The 19167-nt window shown below is 66.5% G+C and carries 18 protein-coding genes; 12 read left to right on the forward strand and 6 right to left on the reverse strand.

Features of this window, described 5'->3' with window-relative positions; genetic code table 11:
* Positions 1-5: 5 nt before the first annotated feature.
* From BMX36_RS09570 to BMX36_RS09585, 5 genes are all read right to left on the reverse strand, one after another.
* Positions 6-929, reverse strand: coding sequence for a cytochrome c oxidase subunit 3 (locus tag BMX36_RS09570; protein WP_093064703.1), 924 nt, complete (start codon positions 927-929; stop codon positions 6-8).
* Positions 930-967: 38 nt separating this feature from the next.
* Positions 968-1513: a cytochrome c oxidase assembly protein gene (locus BMX36_RS09575; protein ID WP_066778872.1), complete on the reverse strand. Its 546-nt coding sequence runs from the start codon at positions 1511-1513 to the stop codon at positions 968-970.
* On the reverse strand, positions 1510-1650 hold the full coding sequence (locus tag BMX36_RS21700) for a hypothetical protein (protein WP_177179079.1): 141 nt from the start codon (positions 1648-1650) through the stop codon (positions 1510-1512). The genes BMX36_RS09575 and BMX36_RS21700 overlap by 4 nt, the downstream gene beginning before the upstream one ends.
* Complete coding sequence (locus tag BMX36_RS09580) at positions 1647-2546, reverse strand: heme o synthase (RefSeq protein WP_093064705.1); 900 nt, start codon at positions 2544-2546, stop codon at positions 1647-1649. Before BMX36_RS09580 ends, BMX36_RS21700 begins: the two co-directional genes overlap by 4 nt.
* Positions 2547-2868: 322 nt before the next feature.
* Positions 2869-3570 carry a nitroreductase family protein gene (locus BMX36_RS09585; protein ID WP_093064707.1) on the reverse strand — a complete coding sequence of 234 codons (702 nt, stop codon included), beginning with the start codon at positions 3568-3570 and terminating at the stop codon, positions 2869-2871.
* Between the two features lie 93 nt (positions 3571-3663).
* On the opposite strand from BMX36_RS09585, the gene BMX36_RS09590 reads away from it, so the two are divergent.
* From BMX36_RS09590 to BMX36_RS09620, 7 genes are all read left to right on the forward strand, one after another.
* The gene (locus BMX36_RS09590; protein ID WP_093064709.1) at positions 3664-5397 is read left to right on the forward strand and encodes an N-acyl-D-amino-acid deacylase family protein; all 1734 of its coding nucleotides are present in this window, start codon (positions 3664-3666) and stop codon (positions 5395-5397) included.
* A gap of 336 nt (positions 5398-5733) precedes the next feature.
* Positions 5734-6681 (forward strand): beta-keto acid cleavage family enzyme, encoded by a 948-nt coding sequence (locus tag BMX36_RS09595; RefSeq protein WP_093064711.1) that lies wholly within the window; start codon positions 5734-5736, stop codon positions 6679-6681.
* Positions 6682-6786: 105 nt separating this feature from the next.
* Entirely contained in the window at positions 6787-8532 is a 1746-nt protein-coding gene (locus tag BMX36_RS09600; protein WP_093064713.1) for an N-acyl-D-amino-acid deacylase family protein, read from the forward strand.
* 69 nt (positions 8533-8601) lie between these two features.
* Positions 8602-9399: an exodeoxyribonuclease III gene (gene xth, locus BMX36_RS09605; protein ID WP_093064715.1), complete on the forward strand. Its 798-nt coding sequence runs from the start codon at positions 8602-8604 to the stop codon at positions 9397-9399.
* Between the two features lie 313 nt (positions 9400-9712).
* A complete protein-coding gene (gene queA / locus BMX36_RS09610) occupies positions 9713-10738 on the forward strand; it encodes a tRNA preQ1(34) S-adenosylmethionine ribosyltransferase-isomerase QueA (protein WP_093064717.1) in 1026 nt (341 codons plus the stop codon).
* A 164-nt stretch (positions 10739-10902) separates the two neighbouring features.
* On the forward strand, positions 10903-12771 hold the full coding sequence (locus BMX36_RS09615) for a copper resistance system multicopper oxidase (protein ID WP_093064719.1): 1869 nt from the start codon (positions 10903-10905) through the stop codon (positions 12769-12771).
* Positions 12768-13820, forward strand: coding sequence for a copper resistance protein B (locus BMX36_RS09620; protein WP_093064721.1), 1053 nt, complete (start codon positions 12768-12770; stop codon positions 13818-13820). Before BMX36_RS09615 ends, BMX36_RS09620 begins: the two co-directional genes overlap by 4 nt.
* 61 nt (positions 13821-13881) lie before the next feature.
* Here BMX36_RS09620 and BMX36_RS09625 read toward each other — a convergent pair whose 3' ends face one another.
* Entirely contained in the window at positions 13882-14370 is a 489-nt protein-coding gene (locus BMX36_RS09625) for a TlpA family protein disulfide reductase (protein WP_256210714.1), read from the reverse strand.
* A gap of 127 nt (positions 14371-14497) precedes the next feature.
* On the opposite strand from BMX36_RS09625, the gene argH reads away from it, so the two are divergent.
* Genes argH through BMX36_RS09650 form a run of 5 tightly spaced genes read left to right on the forward strand, consistent with a single transcriptional unit; the run spans position 14498 to position 19120 of the window.
* Complete coding sequence (gene argH, locus BMX36_RS09630) at positions 14498-15865, forward strand: argininosuccinate lyase (RefSeq protein WP_093064723.1); 1368 nt, start codon at positions 14498-14500, stop codon at positions 15863-15865.
* Complete coding sequence (locus tag BMX36_RS09635) at positions 15862-16095, forward strand: hypothetical protein (protein WP_231731995.1); 234 nt, start codon at positions 15862-15864, stop codon at positions 16093-16095. Before argH ends, BMX36_RS09635 begins: the two co-directional genes overlap by 4 nt.
* A 3-nt stretch (positions 16096-16098) precedes the next feature.
* Positions 16099-17355, forward strand: a complete 1257-nt coding sequence (gene lysA, locus BMX36_RS09640) for a diaminopimelate decarboxylase (protein WP_093064725.1) — start codon at positions 16099-16101, stop codon at positions 17353-17355.
* A gap of 2 nt (positions 17356-17357) precedes the next feature.
* Complete coding sequence (locus tag BMX36_RS09645; RefSeq protein WP_093065463.1) at positions 17358-18173, forward strand: precorrin-2 dehydrogenase/sirohydrochlorin ferrochelatase family protein; 816 nt, start codon at positions 17358-17360, stop codon at positions 18171-18173.
* Positions 18170-19120 carry a CorA family divalent cation transporter gene (locus BMX36_RS09650; protein ID WP_093064727.1) on the forward strand — a complete coding sequence of 317 codons (951 nt, stop codon included), beginning with the start codon at positions 18170-18172 and terminating at the stop codon, positions 19118-19120. Before BMX36_RS09645 ends, BMX36_RS09650 begins: the two co-directional genes overlap by 4 nt.
* Positions 19121-19167: the final 47 nt, after the last annotated feature.

The raw sequence follows: 19167 nt of genomic DNA on the forward strand, positions 1-19167 counted from the left end.
TTCGATCAGCCGCCGTGGACCGGCGCGCCCCAGCCGCCCCAGATGTAGATGGAGACGAACAGGAACAGCCACACGACGTCAACGAAGTGCCAGTACCAGGCCGCCGCTTCGAAGCCGAAATGCTGCTTGGGCGTGAAGTCCCCCTTATAGGCGCGGATCAGGCAGACGATCAGGAAGATCGTCCCAACGATCACGTGGAAACCGTGGAAGCCGGTCGCCATGAAGAAGGACGCGCCATAGTTGATGCCCTTGAACGGGAATGGCGCGTGCATGTATTCATAGGCTTGGATGAAGCTGAAGATCAGGCCGAGAACGACCGTCAGCCACAGGCCCTTCAGCACGCCATCGCGATCGCCCACGCCGATCATGCCCCACAGGCCGCGCTTCTCGCCGCCACGCTGATCGTGAATGAGCGCATGGTGCGCCCAGGTCACGGTGGTGCCCGAGGTCAGCAGGATCAGCGTGTTGAGCAGCGGCAGTTCGAAGGCGTTGATGACTTCGAGGCCCTTGGGCGGCCACTGCGCCGCGATCGCCGCCGTTTCGCTCGCCCGCTCGACCGCGCCGTCGACGAAGGCAATCGCATCGGGGAAGAGGGCGAAGTCGAAATAGGCCCAGAACCAGCCCACGAAGAACATCACTTCGGAAGCGATGAACAGGATCATGCCATAGCGGAAATGCAGCTGCACCACCGGCGTGTGATCGCCCGCATGCGCTTCCTTGATGACGTTGCGCCACCAGCAGAACATCGAGAACAGCACCGCCGCCAGGCCGGCCAAGAACAGGAACCCGCCGCCGTTCGGCTTGCCCACGTGCCCGCCGTGCATCCACATGATGGCGCCGGAGGCCATCGCCAGCGCCGAAAAGGAGCTGATCATGGGCCAAGGATCGGGAGGCAGAATATGGTAGTCGTGGTTCTTGGCGCCGGCCATCGGGCTCTTCCCCTATAGAAACTCGAATTTTCGTCCGCTTAACTCGCCGCCTTGTCGGAATCTACCGGGTAAAACGTGTAGCTGAGCGTGATCGTCTCGATATCCCGCGTGTCGGGATCCTCAAGGATTTTCGGATCGACGTAATAGATGACGGGCATGCGCATGCTCTCGCCCGCCTTCAGCGTCTGCTGGGTGAAGCAGAAGCATTCGATCTTGGTGAAATATTTGCCGGCCTGCTCGGGCGTCACGTTGAACGTCGCCGTCCCGGTGATGTCGGTCGCCGCGCGATTCGTCGCGTTGAAGAAGGCCATGCTGCGGGCGCCGACCGCCACCGTCTGGCTCGATTGCTCGGCGGAGAAGCGCCACGGCAGGCGGGTGTTGGTGTTGGCGTCGAAATCGACCTTCATCTGCGCGTTCACCGCGCCCGGCGCCGCCGCGCCGCGCTGCGTCGTGCCGGCAAAGCCAGTCACCTGGCAGAACAGGCGGTACAGCGGCACGCTGGCAAAGGCGAGGCCGGTCATGAAGAAGATGCTCAGCACGGCAAAGGCGGCGGTGCGCCCCTTGCTGGAAAACACCCGGATCATCGCGCCGCAATGCCCTGCTGGATCTTCACCAGCGAGATGGCGAAGACGAGGATCACAAAGGCACCCAGCAGAACCGCCATCACGATCGCGCGGCTCTTCTGTCGCCGCCGCACCAGATCTTCCTCGTCCTGCCTCATGCCATCCACCGATCGACCACCAACGCCCCGAACACCACGAAAAGGTACAGGATCGAATATTTGAACAGCGCCTTTTCCGGCAGCATGGCGTCATCCGTGCCCGTCGTGCGGGTCGCGACGCGCAGCGCCAGCACGCCGAACCAGCCGGTCAGCAGCAACGAGGCCACGCCATAGATCGGCCCCGTCAGCCCCAGCGGCCATGGCGCCACCGCGGCCAGCGCCATCGGCACCGTGTAGAGCCCGATCTGACGCCGCGTCACCTTTTCGCCGGCGACCACCGGCAGCATCGGCACGCCGGCATTGGCGTAATCGGTCTTCACGAACAGCGCGAGCGCCCAGAAGTGCGGCGGCGTCCACAGGAACACCAGCATGAACAGCAACACCGGCAGCACCGCGACCTCGCCCGTCGCGGCGGCCCAGCCGATCAGCGGCGGAAAGGCGCCCGCCGCCCCGCCAATCACGATGTTCTGCGGCGTCCGCCGCTTCAGCCATACGGTGTAGATGAGGACGTAGAACAGGATCGAAATGGTCAGGATCGCGGCTGCGGCAAGGTTCAGCGCCAGCCCCATCAGAATGACCGAAAAGGCGCCCAGCCCCACGCCGAAATGCAGCGCCGACTGCTTGTCCATCCGCCCGGCGGGCAGCGGCCGCGCCGCGGTGCGCTTCATCATCGCGTCGAGATCGGCCTCATACCATTGATTGAGCGTCCCCGCCGCGCCCGCGCCCAGCGCGATGCACAGGATCGCGGTGAAGCCCAGCACCGGATGGATCGAACCCGGCGCCGCCAGCATCCCGCACAGCCCCGTGAAGACGACAAGCGTGAGCACGCGCGGCTTGGTAAGCGCAAGAAAGTCCCGCCAGTCGGCTGGCGGCAGGAGGGGCGTTGCAGGTGTCATCGGTTGAACAGTCGCCATAGTCACTTGCGATACCGGGGGAAAGGGGAAGCATCACCCCCCACCAACGTCATTCCGCCCTTGCGCCGGGATCCAAGTCGCCGCGTACTGCGGGGTCGGAGGGGCAGACGACAGTGCCTGCGGAGACATGGCTCCCGGATCCAGTCCGGGATGACGCAGCGACTTCGGCCGCCATCCCCACCAACCCCGTCATTCCCGCGAAGGCGGGGATCCATACACGCAGGGCTCGCGAGAGAAGCAAAGGTCAGCGCCATAGGTTCCCGCCTGCGCGGGAATGACAAAGGCGATCGCCTAAATCGGCCCCTCACCCGTGCAGCACGTGATCCCGATCGCGCACCGTCCGGGCCGTATTCGCCGGATGCTCCCCATCCTCATAGCCGAAGGCGATGCCGAACAAGAGCTTCTGGTCATCGCCCACGCCCAGCTCGCGGTGGACGATCTCGGCATGGTGGCTCAGCGCCCCTTGCGCGCAGGAGGCGAGCCCGTTGGCCGTCAACGCCAGCATGAACGACTGCGCATACATGCCGCAATCCGCCGCCTCGCGCATCCCCGCCCAGGCCGGGATGAACAGGAACATGGCGTGCGGCGCATCGAAGAAGCGGAAGTTGCGCAGGAACGATTCGGTGCGCGCCGCGACATCCTCGCGCGCCACGTTGGTGGCGGCGAACAGCGCCTTGGCCGCATCGATCTGCCGCCCGCGATAATGGCCCGGATAGGCGCCGGTCAGCGGAAAGTCCGGCGTGATCTTGGTCCCGGTCTTCGCCGCATCATGCAGCACGGTGCGCATCCGCTCGGCTGCATCGCCGGACACGACATGCGCCGTCCACGGCTGAACGTTGCAATTGGAGGGCGCGAGCTGCGCCATATCGAGCACGCGCTCCAGCAACTCGGCCGGCACCGGATCCTTCTTGAATCCGCGCACGGAGCGTCGTTCGCGCAACAGGCCCTCCAGCACGTCGCTCTCGTTCACCCGCTCAACTGCCCCCGCCACTGCTGTCGTCGCCATTGCCCGCTCCTAAGTCACTCGTTCGAATCTCCTTGCCTCAGCCCCGCGCGGAAGTCACCATCACCGGCAAAAGACGAACAATGGAGAGGTGCGATGTACGACCTGATCATTCGGGGCGGCACGATCGTCGATGGATCGGGCTCGGCCCCCTATCGGGGCGACGTGGCGATCACCGGCGATCGCATCGTCGCAGTGGGCGCGGTGTCCGGCGCGGCAAGGCGCGAGATCGACGCGACGGACAAGCTCGTCACCCCCGGCTGGGTCGATATCCACACCCATTACGATGGCCAGATCACCTGGGCCTCGCGCATGGACCCCTCCTCGACGCTCGGCGCGACCACCGTGGTGGTCGGCAATTGCGGCGTCGGCTTCGCGCCCGTCCGTCCGCAGGATCACGACACGCTGATTCGCCTGATGGAGGGTGTCGAGGACATTCCCGGCGCCGCGCTGCACGAAGGGCTGTCGTGGCAGTGGGAAAGCTTTGGCGAATATATGGATGCCATCGACCGGCTGCCGCACGACATCGACGTCGCCGTTCAAGTGCCGCACGGCGCCTTGCGCGTCTATGTCATGGGCGAGCGCGGCGCGAACCGCGATCCCGCCACGCCGGAGGAGAATGAGGAAATGCGCCGCCTCACCGCGGACGCGATCCGCGCCGGCGCGCTCGGCTTTTCCACCACCCGCACCATGGTTCACCGCACCGCCGACGGCGATCTCACCCCCACCGTCCGCGCCGCGCGCGAGGAAATGGAGGCGATCGCCCGCGGTATCGCCGATGCCGGCTCGGGCGTCCTTCAATGGGTGTCCGATTTTCAGGAAATGGACGAGGAATTCAGCCTCGTCCGAGATCTGACCAGGATCGCCGGCCAGCCGCTCAGTTTCTCGATGGTCCAGGCCGATGTGGTGCCGAACCAGTGGCGGGAGTTGACCAAGCGGCTCGATGCTTCCGTCGCCGAGGGCTATCCCTTGAAGGCGCAGATCGCCGGTCGCCCGGTCGGTCTGATGCTCGGCCTTCAAGGCTCGGTCCACCCCTTTATCAGCCGGCCAAGCTATCGCGAGATTGCTGATCTGCCGCTGGCGGAAAAGGTCGCCCGGATGCGCGATCCCGAATATCGCACGCGCCTGATCGCCGAGATGCCGGAGAAGGATCATCCCTTCGTCAATTCGGTCGCCGGCGCGCAGCACAAGATGTTCCGCATCGGAACCCGCGTCGACTACGAGCCCGATCCCTCGACCAGCCTCGCCGCCGAGGCCGAGCGGCTGGGCGTCCACCCCGACGAACTCGTCTATGACGCGCTGCTGGAGGATGAGGGCCGCGCCTTCCTCTTCTTCCCGATGCACAATTACGTCGAGGGCAATCTCGACAACGTGCACGCGATGATCACCAATCCGAACACGCTGTCGGGCCTGTCCGATGGCGGCGCGCATGTCGGCGCGATCTGCGACGTCAGCCTCCCCACCTTCATGCTGACCCACTGGTGCCGCGATCGCACGCGCGGTCCCCGGCTCGACCTGGCCGAAACGGTGAAGCAGCAGACCCTCGATACGGCCAGGGCGGTCGGCCTCGATGATCGCGGCCTGCTCGCCCCCGGTTATCTGGCGGACGTCAACGTGATCGACTTCGACGCGCTCGAACTCGGCAAGCCGTACATGGTGTACGATCTCCCCACCGGCGCCCGCCGCCTGATGCAGAAGGCGGTCGGCTACCTCGCGACGATCAAGTCGGGCCAGGTGATCTACAAGGATGGCGCGCCGACCGACGCGCTGCCGGGCAAGCTGATCCGCGGGCGGCAGCCGGCTCCCGCGCCGGAAGCGATCGCGGCATAGAATGCTACGCACCACCAGATATGCTCCGTCATCCCGGTCCTGTGCCGGCGCCCAGCGCGCCGCAAACTCCCACGCTGACGAAGCGCTGCATCGTAGATGTCGCGACAAGCCCGGCATGATGAAGTTGATGACGTCCGGGCACCGGTCGCGTCCCTCCGTCCGGATGTTGCCTGAGGCGGAGCGGCGCCTCACATCCTCCGTCATCCCAGCCTTGAGCCGGGATCCATCTGTCAGCGACCGCTGTCGCTCGCTATTCCAGCTACGGCGCTCGCAGCACCTTGGATCCCGGCTCAAGGCCGGGATGACAGCTCCTCTTTGGCTTGCGGCGGGTCCAACATGACCCCCCTCATCATCGAGGCCGCGCTGAACGGCGCCACCCCCAAGTCCCGCAACCTCAACGTGCCGATCACCCCGGCGGAGCTCACCACCGAGGCGCTCGAGGCGATGGAGGCCGGCGCCGCGATCATCCACACGCATATCGAGCGGATGGACATGACCGGCGACGCCGCGGTTGATCGCTACATGGCGGCCTACGCGCCGATCCTCGACCAGCGCCCCGACGCGATCCTCTGGGGAACCGTCGCCACCGGCCCCGACGTCGAGGCGCGCTTCGGTCATTACCGCGGCCTCGCCCGCGCTGGCGTGCGGATGGGCGCGTTCGATCCCGGCTCCGTGAACCTCGGCACGCATGGCGCGGATGGCCTGCCGGGCGCGTCGGTGCTTTACGCCACCACCTATCGCGACATCGCCTGGCTCGCCGACCTGCACGATCAGGAGCGACTAGGCCCCGCCATCGCCATCTATGAGCCCGGTTGGCTGCGCACCACGCTCGCCTATGAACAGGCCGGGAAGCTGCCCGCGGGCGCCTTTGTGAAGCTTTATTTCGGTGGCCGCTACAACTTCCTCGATGGCAAGCGCAGCAACGTCACCTTCGGCCTGCCCCCGACCGAAAAGGCGCTCGACGCCTATCTCGAGATGCTGGAGGGCTCCTCGCTTCCCTGGGCCGTCGCCGCGATCGGCGACTGCGTGGTCGAGACGGGCCTCGCCAGGCTCGCGATCGAGCGCGGCGGTCATGTCCGCGTCGGGCTGGAGGATTTCGGCGGCGAGCGTCAGCCGGGCAATCTGGCGCTGATCGCCGAGGTGGTGGCCTTGGCGAAAGAGGCCGGTCGTCCGATCGCCACGCCCGTTGACGCTGCCCGAATCCTCAACCTTCCCATGAAATCCGACCTGTTCAGCAAGAGCAGTTCCCCGGCGAAGGCCGGGGCCCAGATGGGAAAGCGCTGATGACGGCACGACACGCCAAATATGTCCTCCAACTGAACCCCGGCCTTCGCCGGGGAACAGAGCACGACGTCGGCCACGAACGGACCATGACCTAGGAGTCCCCCCATGTACGACCTGCTTGTCAAGAACGGCACCATCGTCGACGGCACGGGCGCCCCGCGCTTCCGCGGCAACGTCGCGGTACAGGGCGACACGATCGTCGCCGTGGGCGAGGTATCCGGCCCCGCACGCGAAACGATCGACGCGGATGGCTGCATCGTCACCCCCGGCTTTGTCGACATCCACACCCATTATGACGGCCAGGTCTCCTGGGACAATGTGCTCGCCCCCTCTTCCATCAACGGTGTCACCTCCGCCGCCATGGGCAATTGCGGCGTCGGCTTCGCGCCCGCCCGCGCCGACAAGCATGACTGGCTGATCCAACTCCTGGAGGGCGTGGAGGATATCCCCGGCACCGCTCTGGCGGAGGGGCTGACGTGGAATTGGGAAAGTTTCCCTGATTATCTCAATGCCTTGAGCCAGCGGGAATATACGATCGATCTCGGCGCGCACATGCCGCACGCGGCCTTGCGTGCGTACGTCATGGGCGATCGCGGCGGCGACCATATGGAACGCCCCACCGCCGGCGAGGTCGACCGCATGGCGCATCTCACCGCGGAGGCGATGGAGGCGGGCGCGCTCGGCTTTTCCACCTCGCGCACGCATGCGCACCGCAGCCGCGACGGGCTCAACATCGGCACGCTCACCGCCGAGGATCCCGAACTGCTCGGCATCGCCGCTGCCCTGCGCAAAACGGGCAAAGGCGTCATCCAGCTGATTTCAGACGCGTATCTCACCGCCGACGATGATTTCGCCGCCGCCGAGCTGCAGCTGATCCGCCGCCTTGCGCAGACCAGCGGCCGCCGCGTCTCCTTCACCGTTCAGCAGACCGACGACGCGCCCGACCGGTGGAAGAGCATCTATCGCGAGATTGACGCGATGGTCGCCGATGGCCTGCCGGTCAGCGCTCAGGTCGCGCCCCGCCCGATCGGCGCGATCCTCTCCTTCGCCTCGACCACCAACCCCTTCGTGGTCGCCCCCACTTACCGCCGCATCGCCGCGGAGAGCGCCAGCATCGATGCCCGCCTTCAGGCGCTCGCCGATCCCGAGGTACGCGCCGCGATCCTCGCCGAACATGCCGGCTTCCACGCCAGCGAAGGGTTCATCGCCCTCATCACGCGCGGTTTCTCGCGCATGTTCCGCATGACCGATCCGGTCGACTACGAACCGCACGAGAGCCAGTCGATCGCTGCCGAGGCAGCCCGCGCCGGCATCGATCCCGCGGCCTACGTCTATGATGCGCTGATGGAGGAAGGCGGCCGGCGCCTGCTCTACATGCCGCTGATCAACTATGCCCGTGGCAACCTTGATGACGTACACGGCATGATGACCGGCGATCACGTGCTCTATGGCCTGTCGGATGGCGGCGCGCATTGCGGCACGATCTGCGACGGCAGCTTCCCGACCACCACGATCGCGCTCTGGTCGCGCGGCAGCAAGTCCGGCCTCAGCACGCCGCTGGAACGGCTGGTCCAGGGCTATACCCAGCGTAACGCGCGCCACGTCGGCTGGCATGATCGCGGCGTGCTGGCGCCTGGGCTCCTCGCCGATCTCAACGTCATCGCGCTGGATGACCTGCAACTCGCGCCGCCGGAAATCGTGCAGGATCTGCCCGCCGGTGGCACCCGCCTGCTGCAGCAGCCGCGCGGCTATCGCTGGACGGTAAAGTCCGGCGTACCGACCTTCCAGCAGGGGCAATGGACTGGCCGCACGCCCGGTCGCCTGCTGCGTGGCGAACGCGCCGGCGCCTGATATACCGGCCGGGCCGGCAGACCGTCGCCGGCCCGCACGCGCGGACACCAGCCTTCGCGGAGAGCCGGCCTGAAGATCGCCACGTACAATGTGAACGGCGTCAACGGCCGCCTTCCCGTGCTGCTCCGCTGGCTGGAGGACACCGCGCCAGACATCGTGGCGCTGCAGGAGCTGAAGGCACCGGACGAACGCTTCCCCGAAGCGCCGCTGGCGAACCTTGGATATCAGGCGCTCTGGCACGGCCAGAAAAGCTGGAACGGCGTCGCGATCCTCAGCCGCGTTGGATCGATCCACGAGACACGGCGCGGCCTCCCCGATGATCCCGACCCTTCGCAAAGCCGCTATCTGGAGGCGGCGGTGAACGGCGTTCTCGTCGCGGCGCTGTACCTGCCGAACGGCAATCCCCGGCCCGGTCCCAAGTTTGCGTATAAGCTCGCCTGGTTCGACCGATTGATCGATCATGCCGCCGCCCTGCTGGCCAGCGGCGCCCCGGTGATCCTGCTTGGCGACTTCAACGTGATGCCGACCGAGCAGGATGTGTACAAGCCCGAACGCTGGCAGGAGGACGCGCTCTTCGCGCCCGAGATACGCGATCGCTACGCCGCCTTGCTGGCGCAGGGCTGGACGGATTCGCTGCGCCATCTCCATCCCAAGGAGACGATCTACACCTTCTGGGATTATTTCCGGAACGCCTGGGGGCGCAACGCCGGGTTACGCATTGACCACCTGCTGCTCAGCCCCTCGCTGGCGCCGCGCCTCACCGCCGCTGGCGTCGATCGCGAGGTGCGCAGCTGGGAAAAGACCAGCGACCACGCCCCCACCTGGATCGAACTCGCCGATCCTGGCCGAAAGCGCGCCGCGCGCTAGACGATCGTCCAACGAACTTCCCAGCCGCGATCGTCATGCCGCGCCAGCCCCGGCATTCGCGCCGCAGACCTCAAGCGATCGAAGGTGCGGAACAACGGACCGGGGCACGGGTCTGTCCCGAACGATGCCGGAGAGGTTCTGAAGACACCGCATCTGATCCGTCCAGCGCCGGCGCGGCGAAAGACTCCGCTTGCCCTTCTCGCCGAACGCCGCAAAGGCACGGCCGCACGATTGCGTTCGCCAAGGCCAAATGCCGGCAAGCAGTCGCTCCGTCCCGTTCGGGACCATTGATCATACAGCCCGGATTGCCTCCATGAACGTCGACCAGTTCGATTTTGACCTGCCCCAGGACCGCATCGCCCTCCGTCCCGCTACCCCGCGCGATTCCGCCCGAATGCTGGTCCTCGATGGTGACGCGACGCGCGATCGCAGCGTCGCCGATCTGCCGGGCGAGCTGCGCGCCGGCGATCTCCTCGTCTTCAACGACACGCGGGTGATACCGGCGCAACTCGAAGGCACGCGCGGCGCGGCAAAGATCGGCGCCACCTTGCACAAGCGCGAGGGGCCGCGCCGCTGGCGCGCCTTCATCCGCAACGCCAAGCGGCTGCGCGACGGCGACCCGATCGACTTTGGCCAGGGTGTGACTGCCCTCGCCTCCGATCGCGCCGAGGACGGCAGCTTCGCTCTGGACTTTGCCGGTGACGAGCCGGTCGAATTGCTGCTCGAGCGCGCCGGTCGCATGCCGCTTCCGCCCTATATCGCTGCCAAGCGCGCGTTGGATGCGCGCGATGCCGATGATTATCAGACGATGTTCGCGCGTGAGGCCGGCGCGGTTGCCGCGCCCACGGCGGCGCTGCACTTTACGCCGGGCCTGATGGCCTCGCTGGAGAGCGCCGGCATTTCGCACGCGACGCTAACCCTCCATGTCGGCGCGGGCACCTTCCTGCCGGTCAAGGCGGCGGATACCGCCGATCACCAGATGCACGCCGAATGGGGCCGCATCGACCAGGCCACCGCCGACCGGCTGAACGCCGTGCGCGCCAGTGGCGGCCGCGTGATCGCGGTCGGCACCACCTCGCTGCGCCTGATCGAGAGCGCGACCGGCGAGGATGGGCTGGTGCGCCCGTTCGAAGGCGACACGTCGATCTTCATCACCCCCGGCTATCGCTTCCGCGGAATCGACGGCCTCGTCACCAACTTCCACCTCCCCCGCTCGACTCTGTTCATGCTGGTCTCGGCGCTGATGGGGCTCGAGCGGATGCAGGCGGCCTACGCCCATGCGATCGCGCACAATTACCGTTTCTACTCCTACGGGGACGCATCGCTGCTGCTCCCGTGATGCCTCCCGCACGCTCCTGCGATCTGTTCATGCCGGGGTAAGCGCCCGCCCGGCACGGCTGTCGCGGCGGCTTCTTGAACGGTCGATCTTCCGCTAGGGGCAGGCACTTGCGCCGAAGCGGCGAGACGCGGCGCAAGGCTTGCGGTCGCATTCAGGGAGTTGGAATGTCGCGCGTTTTCGATCGCCGCCAGTTGCTGCGCGGCGCTGGCCTGGCAGGGGGAAGCCTGGCTGTGTCGGCTTATATGCCGGCATGGGCGAAGCCCGTTTCATCGGGCATCGCCGGCCCGCTGCCCACCGTATCCGGCGAGGACATCACCTTGCGCATTGCGCACCAGACGATGGTGATCGACGGGCGCCGCAGCCATGCGATCGGCATCAATGGGTCCGTTCCTGCCCCCCTGATCCGCCTGCGGGAGGGGCAGAACGTGCGGCTCCATGTCGAAAACGCGCTGGACGAGGACAGCTCGATCCATTGGCACGGCCTTATCCTGCCGTTTCACATGGATGGCGTGCCCGGGGTCAGCTTCCCCGGCATCAAGCCGCGCTCCACCTTCACCTATGAGTTCCCGGTTCGCCAGTCGGGCACCTATTGGTATCACAGCCATTCGGGGCTTCAGGAACAGCTTGGCCTGTATGGTCCGATCGTGATCGACCCCAGCGGTGCGGATCCGATCCAGGCCGATCGCGAGCATGTCATCGTCCTGTCCGATCACAGCCCGATGCACCCGCACCTCATCTTCAAGAAGCTGAAGCAGCAGGGCGGCTATTTCAATTTCCAGAAGCAAACGCTTGCCGGTCTTCTGGCCGGCAAGGATCAGCCCGCCGGTGAGCGGCGGCGGTGGGGTGCGATGCGGATGGACCCCAGCGATGTCGCGGACGTGACGGGCAGCACCTACACTTATCTGGTCAACGGCCATGGCCCGCAGGACAATTGGACCGGGCTGTTCCGTCCCGGCGAGCGCGTTCGCCTGCGGCTCATCAACGCATCGGCCATGACCACCTTCAACTTCCGAATTCCGGGGTTGAGGATGACGGTGGTCCAGGCGGATGGCCTTTCCGTTCAGCCGGTGACGGTGGACGAGATGCAGATCGCCGTCGCCGAAACCTATGACGTGATCGTGCAGCCCGCCGAGGACCGGGCCTATGCGATGGTCGGCGAAAGCGTGGATCGATCCGGCATGGCGCGCGCGACGCTGGCGCCACGGCCCGGCATGGTCGCGGTGGTGCCACCGCTGCGCCGCCGCCCGCTGGCCGACATGAAGGACATGGGGATGGGCGGCATGGACCATGGGTCCGCCGGTCGCATGGATCACCCGCCGCAACCCGGCGCGTCGACGCCAGCCGCGCCTTGCGCGCCCGAACATGCGGCCATGGGCCATTGCTCGCCCGCTGCGGCTCCCGTCGCGGACGATGGTGGAAAGCAGCACCTGCAGCACCTGCAGGGGGCCGGCGATCACGGCGCGGTCGGCATGAATCATTCCATGCGTGATTTCTCCGTCGCGCCGGAGGTGAAGAAGACGCCAACGGTGCAGACCATCTCGCCCATGCCGGTGGACCGTATGGGCGAACCGGGCCAGGGCCTGGAGGATGTCGGCCACCGCGTGCTGCTCTACACCGATCTGAAGGCGGTGGAGCGCAACCCAGACGTTCGCGCGCCGGATCGCGCGCTGCGCATCCATCTGACCGGAAACATGGAACGCTATATGTGGGCGTTCGACGGCGAGAAGCTGAGCGAGGTCAGGAAGCCGATCCCCTTCCTGCAGGACGAACGCGTGCGGGTCACGCTCGTGAACGATACGATGATGGGACACCCGATCCACCTGCACGGCCATTTCTTTGAGCTTGTCACCGGCCACGGCGATCATGCCCCGCGCAAGCACACCATCCAGGTCCAGCCCGGCGGGACGGCCACCTTTGACGTGACGACCGATGCCGTCGGCGACTGGGCGTTCCACTGCCACATGCTATACCACATGCATGCCGGCATGATGCAGGTCGTGTCGGTGCGCCCGCGTGGGGAGCGGGCGGCATGATCGCGCTTCTTCTCGCCACCGCCGCGCTGGCCGGTAGCGGCGCGCCGGCGCAAGCGGCCGATCACCAGCATCATTCGCATGGAAGCGCGCCCGCGCCTGCGCCGGTGAAGCCTGCGCCGTCCGAACAACCGGCGCCCAGCGCACCATCCGCCAAGGCGCATGGTGCGCATCACGCCGCTCCCGACACACCCGCCGTGCCGGTCGATACGTCCTGCACGCCGGAGCATGCCGCGATGGGCCATTGTTCGCTCAAAACGGCCGAAACCAGGCCGAATGAGGCCGACGACGCCCCGGCTGGCACAGCGCTCGCGGCCGGTCATGCCCCGGCGCCGGCGGCGCCTGATGCCACCTATGCTGATCGCGTCTGGGGCGCGGACGCCATGTCCGCTGGCCGCGCGACGCTGCGGCAGGAGCATGGCGGCATGTCCTTCGCGCAGGTCATGCTGAACCTCGCCGAAGTCCAGATCCGCGACGGCGCGGACGGTTATCGCTGGGATGGCGAATTCTGGTACGGCGGGGATGTGAACCGCCTGACGGTGAAAACGGAGGGCGAAGGCACCTTTGGATCAAGCGCCGGCGGCGAAGTGCAGGCGCTCTACAGCCGCGCGGTGGGTCCGTATTTCAACCTTCAGGCCGGCCTGCGCCAGGATGTCGGCTCCGGCCCCAGCCCGACCTATGCCGCGATTGGTGTGGAGGGGCTGGCTCCTTACTGGTTCGACGTGGAGGGCGCCGTGTTCCTGTCGGATGACGGCGATGCCTTTGCCCGCCTCGAAGGGTATTACGATCAGCGCATCACCCAGCGCCTGATCCTGCAACCGCGCGCCGAATTCAATCTCTCCGCCCAGGATGTACCATATCGCCGGCTCGGGTCTGGCCTGACGGACGCCGAGGCGGGCCTGCGGCTACGCTACGAAATCGTGCGTGAGTTCGCGCCTTATGTGGGCGTTTCTTGGGAACGGCAATTCGGCGACACCGCGCGTTTCTCGCGTGCGAACGGCGATGACACGGGCGGGTTCAGCTTTGTCGCGGGCATTCGAGCGTGGTTCTGAACCGTCCCTCCGCGGGCCTCTCTAATCTTCTGATCGGCGCGCCAGCGACCCCGCCGCCAGCCTAGATGACTACCTCGTTCATCAGCGCCTGGGCCTCCGATCCCGCCCAGTCCATCGCGCCGCTCACGCGCCACACTTCTCGCCCCTCGGCATCCAGCATGATCGTGATCGGCAGATTGGCTTTATAGGCCATGCTGAGCCCCAGATCGGGGTCGACATAAGCCGTCAGATTGTCGAGCTTCCGCTCCGCGAAAAACGGCTCGACCTTCTCGCGTTGCATGTCCTGGCTGACGGTCACGACGCGCACCTTCCCGCGCATCGTTCCAGCGGCGGTGTTCAGGCTCGGCATCTCCTTGATGCACGGCGCACACCAGGTCGCCCAAAGGTTCAGCAACACCGGCTCGCCGCGAAAGTCAGCCAGCGTGACCTTCTTGCCCGCGGGATCGAAAAACGCGAGCTGCGGCGCCGCTTCACCCTTGTGGGACCGATCGACGCCGCCGACCGGTGCTGCCGGCTTCGCGCCGCCGGGCGCAACCTCGTCGGAGGTCAAAACGGCGGCGTCAGCGACGTTCGCTTGCTCCGGCGCAGGCGTTTGCCTATCGCATGCCGCGGCCGCCAGCGCGGCCCCGAGGAGAAAGACAGTTCCCGAGCGCGATGGCATGAGCAGTTCCAACCAGATGTGGGGCGGCCGGTTCGCCGAAGGCCCGGCCGCGGTGATGCGCGAGATAAATGCCTCCATCCCCTTCGACAAGCGGATGTGGCGACAGGATATCCGCGGCAGCCAGGCGCATGTCGCCATGCTCGCCCGGCAGGGCATCGTGGCAGGCGAAGACGCGGCGGCAATCTCGAAGGGGCTGGAGCAGGTCGCCGACGGCTATCAGCGGAACGGCGTTGCCGAAGACCTGACGCTTGAAGACATCCACATGCAGACGGAGGCGCGGCTGGCCGAGGCGATCGGCCCGGCGGCCGGCCGGCTTCACACCGCGCGCAGCCGCAATGACCAGGTCGCCACCGACTTCCGGCTCTGGGTCCGTGACGCCATCGATGAAACGCTTGCCGCTCTCACGGCCTTCCAGCGTGCGCTGCTGGATCGCGCGGAGGAACACGCCGCCAGCGTGATGCCGGGGTTCACGCACTTGCAATCGGCGCAGCCGGTGACCCTGGGGCACCACCTGATGGCCTATGTGGAGATGGCGCGCCGCGACGTCGCCCGCTTTGCCGATGCACGCGTGCGGATGAACCGGTCGCCGCTCGGCTCCGCCGCCCTCGCCGGCACGGGCTTTCCGGTGGACCGGCACGCCACGGCCGCCGCGCTCGGCTTCGACGGGCCGACGCGCAATTCGCTGGACGCGGTATCCGATCGAGACTTCGCGATCGAATACCTTACCTGCGCCGCGCAATGCGCCCTTCACCTGTCGCGTCTCGCGGAAGAGTTCGTGCTATGGGCATCGCAGCCGTTCGGCTTTGTCAGCCTCAGCGACCAATGGTCCACCGGCAGTTCGATCATGCCGCAGAAGCGCAATCCGGACGCGGCCGAGCTGGTCCGCGGCCATGCCGGGCGGATCACCGGCTGCCTCGTCAGCCTGATGGTGACAATGAAGGGGCTTCCGCTCGCTTATTCAAAGGACATGCAGGACGATAAGCCGCCGGTCTTCGAATGCCACGACCTGCTCGGCCTGTGCCTCGCCGCCATGACGGGCATGGTGGAGAGCGCGACGTTCCGTACCGATCGGATGCGGGCGGTGGCGGAAAGCGGCTTTGCCACTGCCACCGATCTCGCCGATTGGCTGGTTCGCGAGGCGGGCGTACCCTTCCGCGAGGCGCATCACATCACCGGCCGCGCCGTGGCGCGTGCCGACGCGCTGGGCGTTCGGCTGGACGAGCTTCCCATCGATGATCTGGTGGCGATCGATAGCCGGATCGACGCCCGTATCTTCGACGTCCTGTCCGTCGATGCATCTGTCGCCAGCCGCACCAGCTTTGGCGGCACCGCGCCGGAAAACGTGCGCGCCGCCATCCGCGAAGCACGCGAAGCGCTCTCGTGAAGCGCGCAGTTCTCGTGCTGGCCATGTTGCTCGCCGGATGCGGCGCGGCACGCGGCCTCAAACCGGCCGAGGGAGAGCAATTGCCCGTTGCGCCCTATGGCGCCACGGCGACGCCGACGCCAGCAGACCTGCTCAAGGCTGAACCGCAGGCACGGCCCGGCCGCAGCGACGAACTTCTGCGCAACTCCGAGGAGCGGCGCAGCGATGAATTTGACCTCCCGCCAAGGTAATCAATGGATCATTTTGCCCTCGTTGACGGAGAGCTTCACTGCGAAGCGGTTCCGCTGTCCCGCATCGCTGCGGAAGTTGGAACGCCCGTTTATGTCTATTCGGCCAACACCCTGCGGCGGCACGCGCGCGTGTTTCGCGACGGGCTGAAACCGGCCGGACGCGTTCATCTGGCCTATGCGATTAAGGCCAATCCGAACATCGCCGTGCTGAACGTTCTCGCGCGCGAAGGCTATGGCGCCGATGTCGTGTCGGGCGGTGAGATGGCGCGCGCGCTCGCGGCCGGGATGCCGGCCGAGGACATCGTGTTCTCCGGGGTCGGCAAGACCCGGGCCGAGTTGGTCAAAGGCATCGAGGCCGGAATCGGACAGTTCAATATCGAACTGGAAGAGGAAGGTGTCGTTCTAGCGCAGCTTGCTGCGGCGCGCGGAACGAAGGCCCGCGCGGTCCTTCGCGTGAACCCGGATGTCGATGCCGGCACCCACGCCAAGATCTCGACCGGCAAGCGCGAGAACAAGTTTGGCGTGCCGATCGACGAAGCGCCGGCGATCTTCGCCCGCCTGTCCAAGCTCGACGGGCTCGATCTGCGCGGCGTTGCCATCCACATCGGCAGCCAGCTTCTGGACCTGTCGCCGCTGGAAGCAGCCTATACCCGCATCGGCGCCTTCGTTGCCGAGCTTCGTGCGGCGGGGCACACCATCACCCACGTCGATCTGGGCGGAGGGCTTGGCGTCAATTACAAGGCCGGCGACGTGCCGCCCGATCCCGCCGATTTCGGCGCAATGGTCGCACGCGTCACCAGGGATTGGGACGTCACCTTGATGTTCGAGCCCGGACGCGTGATCGCCGGCAATGCGGGTGTGCTGCTGACCGAGGTGATCTGGGTGAAACCCGGCGTCACGCACCCCTATGTGATCGTTGATGCCGCGATGAACGATCTGGCACGCCCTGCGCTCTACGATGCCTGGCACGATTTCGACGCCGTACGGCCCAGCGGAGAACGGATGGTCGCGAGCATCGCCGGCCCCGTCTGCGAAACCGGCGATACGTTCGCGCGCGATCGTGAGATTGATCTGGTGAAGTCGGGTGATCTCGCCATCTTCAGAACGGCCGGCGCCTATGGCGCCACCATGGCCTCGACGTACAATTCGCGCCCGCTCGTGCCGGAGGTGCTGGTCGATGGCGATCGCTATGCCGTGGTCGCGGATCGCATCTCGGCGGAAACGATCCTCGCCGCCGAGCGTGTCCCGGACTGGCTGTGAGCCTGCATAGCCTGCCAATCTTCGTGCGGCTTCAAGGCCGCCCGGTGATATTGGCAGGCGACGGTGAAGCAGCCTTGGCCAAGCGGCGCCTGCTGGAGCGTGCCGGCGCCATTGTCGTGCGCGAGGATGGCACTGCCTGGGCCGCAACCGGCGCGCCGCATTCTCCAGTGTCCGCCGATGACATCCGCAGCACCGACGGGCCGGCCGCGCCGCGCCTGGCGATAGTCGTGGACGATGAAGCCGCGGTCGCGCGACTGAAGGCACGCGGCATCCTGGTGAATGCCGTCGACCGACCCGACCTTTGCGACTTCACCCTGCCGGCCATCATCGATCGTGCACCCGTGATCGTCGCCGTCGGTACGGGAGGTGCGTCGGCCGGTCTTGCCGCAGCGCTACGCCAGCGTCTCGAGGCGCTGCTGCCGACGAGCCTCGGCGGCCTCGCCGATGCGCTGTTCGCGGCGCGTTCGGCGTGGCGAGCACGCTACCCGGATGGGCCGGCTCGTCGCCGGGCGATCTCAGCGGCGCTTGCGCCAGGCGCGATCTACGACCCGCTTTATCCCCAAAGCATTGCCGGCACGCCTTCGGATGACGTCACCGGATCGCAGGACGCGTTGGTATCGATAACGCTTCTGTCCGGTGATCCCGACGAACTCACGCTCCGTCAGGCGCGATTGCTCGCCAACGCTGATCGCGTGACGCACGGGCGAGACGTCCCCCTCGCCATCCTCAATCGCGCCCGTGCCGATGCCGACCGAATGCCATGCGACCAAGCGCCGAACGGCCTGCCCGGCCTCACGGTCGATGTGAGGATGGCGTGAGCGGCTTTGCCTATCGCATTCAGGACGGCTCTGCGTCCCGGACCAGCGTTCAGGATGCGCTGACCGGCGCGGGCGACATGGTCTGGGTTCACCTGACCACCACGGCGGAACATGCGCAGGGCTGGCTGCGCGGCGCGGCAAGCCTCCCCGACTATGTCGTCGATCCGCTGACGGCACAGGAGACCCGCCCTCGCTGTGACGCGCTGGATGACGGAGCCTTTGTGAACCTGCGCGGGCGGACGGAAGAAGAGTTGGATCCGTCGGACATGCTCGCATCGGTCCGTATCTGGGCCGAACAAGGCCGGGTGATTTCCGTGACCCGCAAACACCTGCTCGCGACGGATGCAGTTGAGAAAGACGTCACGGAGGGCCGGGTGCTCGACCCCGGAGACATCATCACCGCCTTCGCAACGGCCATCACGGCGGATCTCGATCCCGTGGTGGCGGATCTCGGGGACGATCTCGACGATTGCGAGCAGCAACTCGATGCCGCGCATGCGTTCGCGTTGCGCAAAAGCGTGACGCGAGTGCGCGTGGAGGCGATCAACTACCGTCGCTTCCTCAATCCGCAACGCGCGGCGCTTGAAAAGCTCGCTTCCATGCCGGCAAACTGGCTGGGGACGGACGATCGCGCCCATCTGGCGGCGGCGGCTGATCGTGCCGCGCGCATGGCCGAGGAGGTCGAGGCGATCCGCGAACGTGCCAGCCTGATCCATGAAGCGTTGACGGATCTGCGTGCCGAACAGCTGGATCAGCGCAGCCTGATCATCTCCATCGCCGCGATGGTGTTCCTGCCGCTCACCTTCATCACCGGCCTGTATGGAATGAACGTGCAGGGCCTGTGGTTTGCAGAGCAGCCATGGGCGTTTGACGCAATCGCCGGCCTTTGCGTGGTTATTGCGGTCGCCGTGACGGGTTGGTTCGTCGCCCGGCATTGGCTGCGATAACCGGCAGACCATCTGCTCGATCGCTGATACCGGCTCCCGGCGTCGGG

The sequence above is a fragment of the Sphingomonas sp. OV641 genome (assembly GCF_900109205.1).
Taxonomy (GTDB): Bacteria; Pseudomonadota; Alphaproteobacteria; order Sphingomonadales; family Sphingomonadaceae; genus Sphingomonas.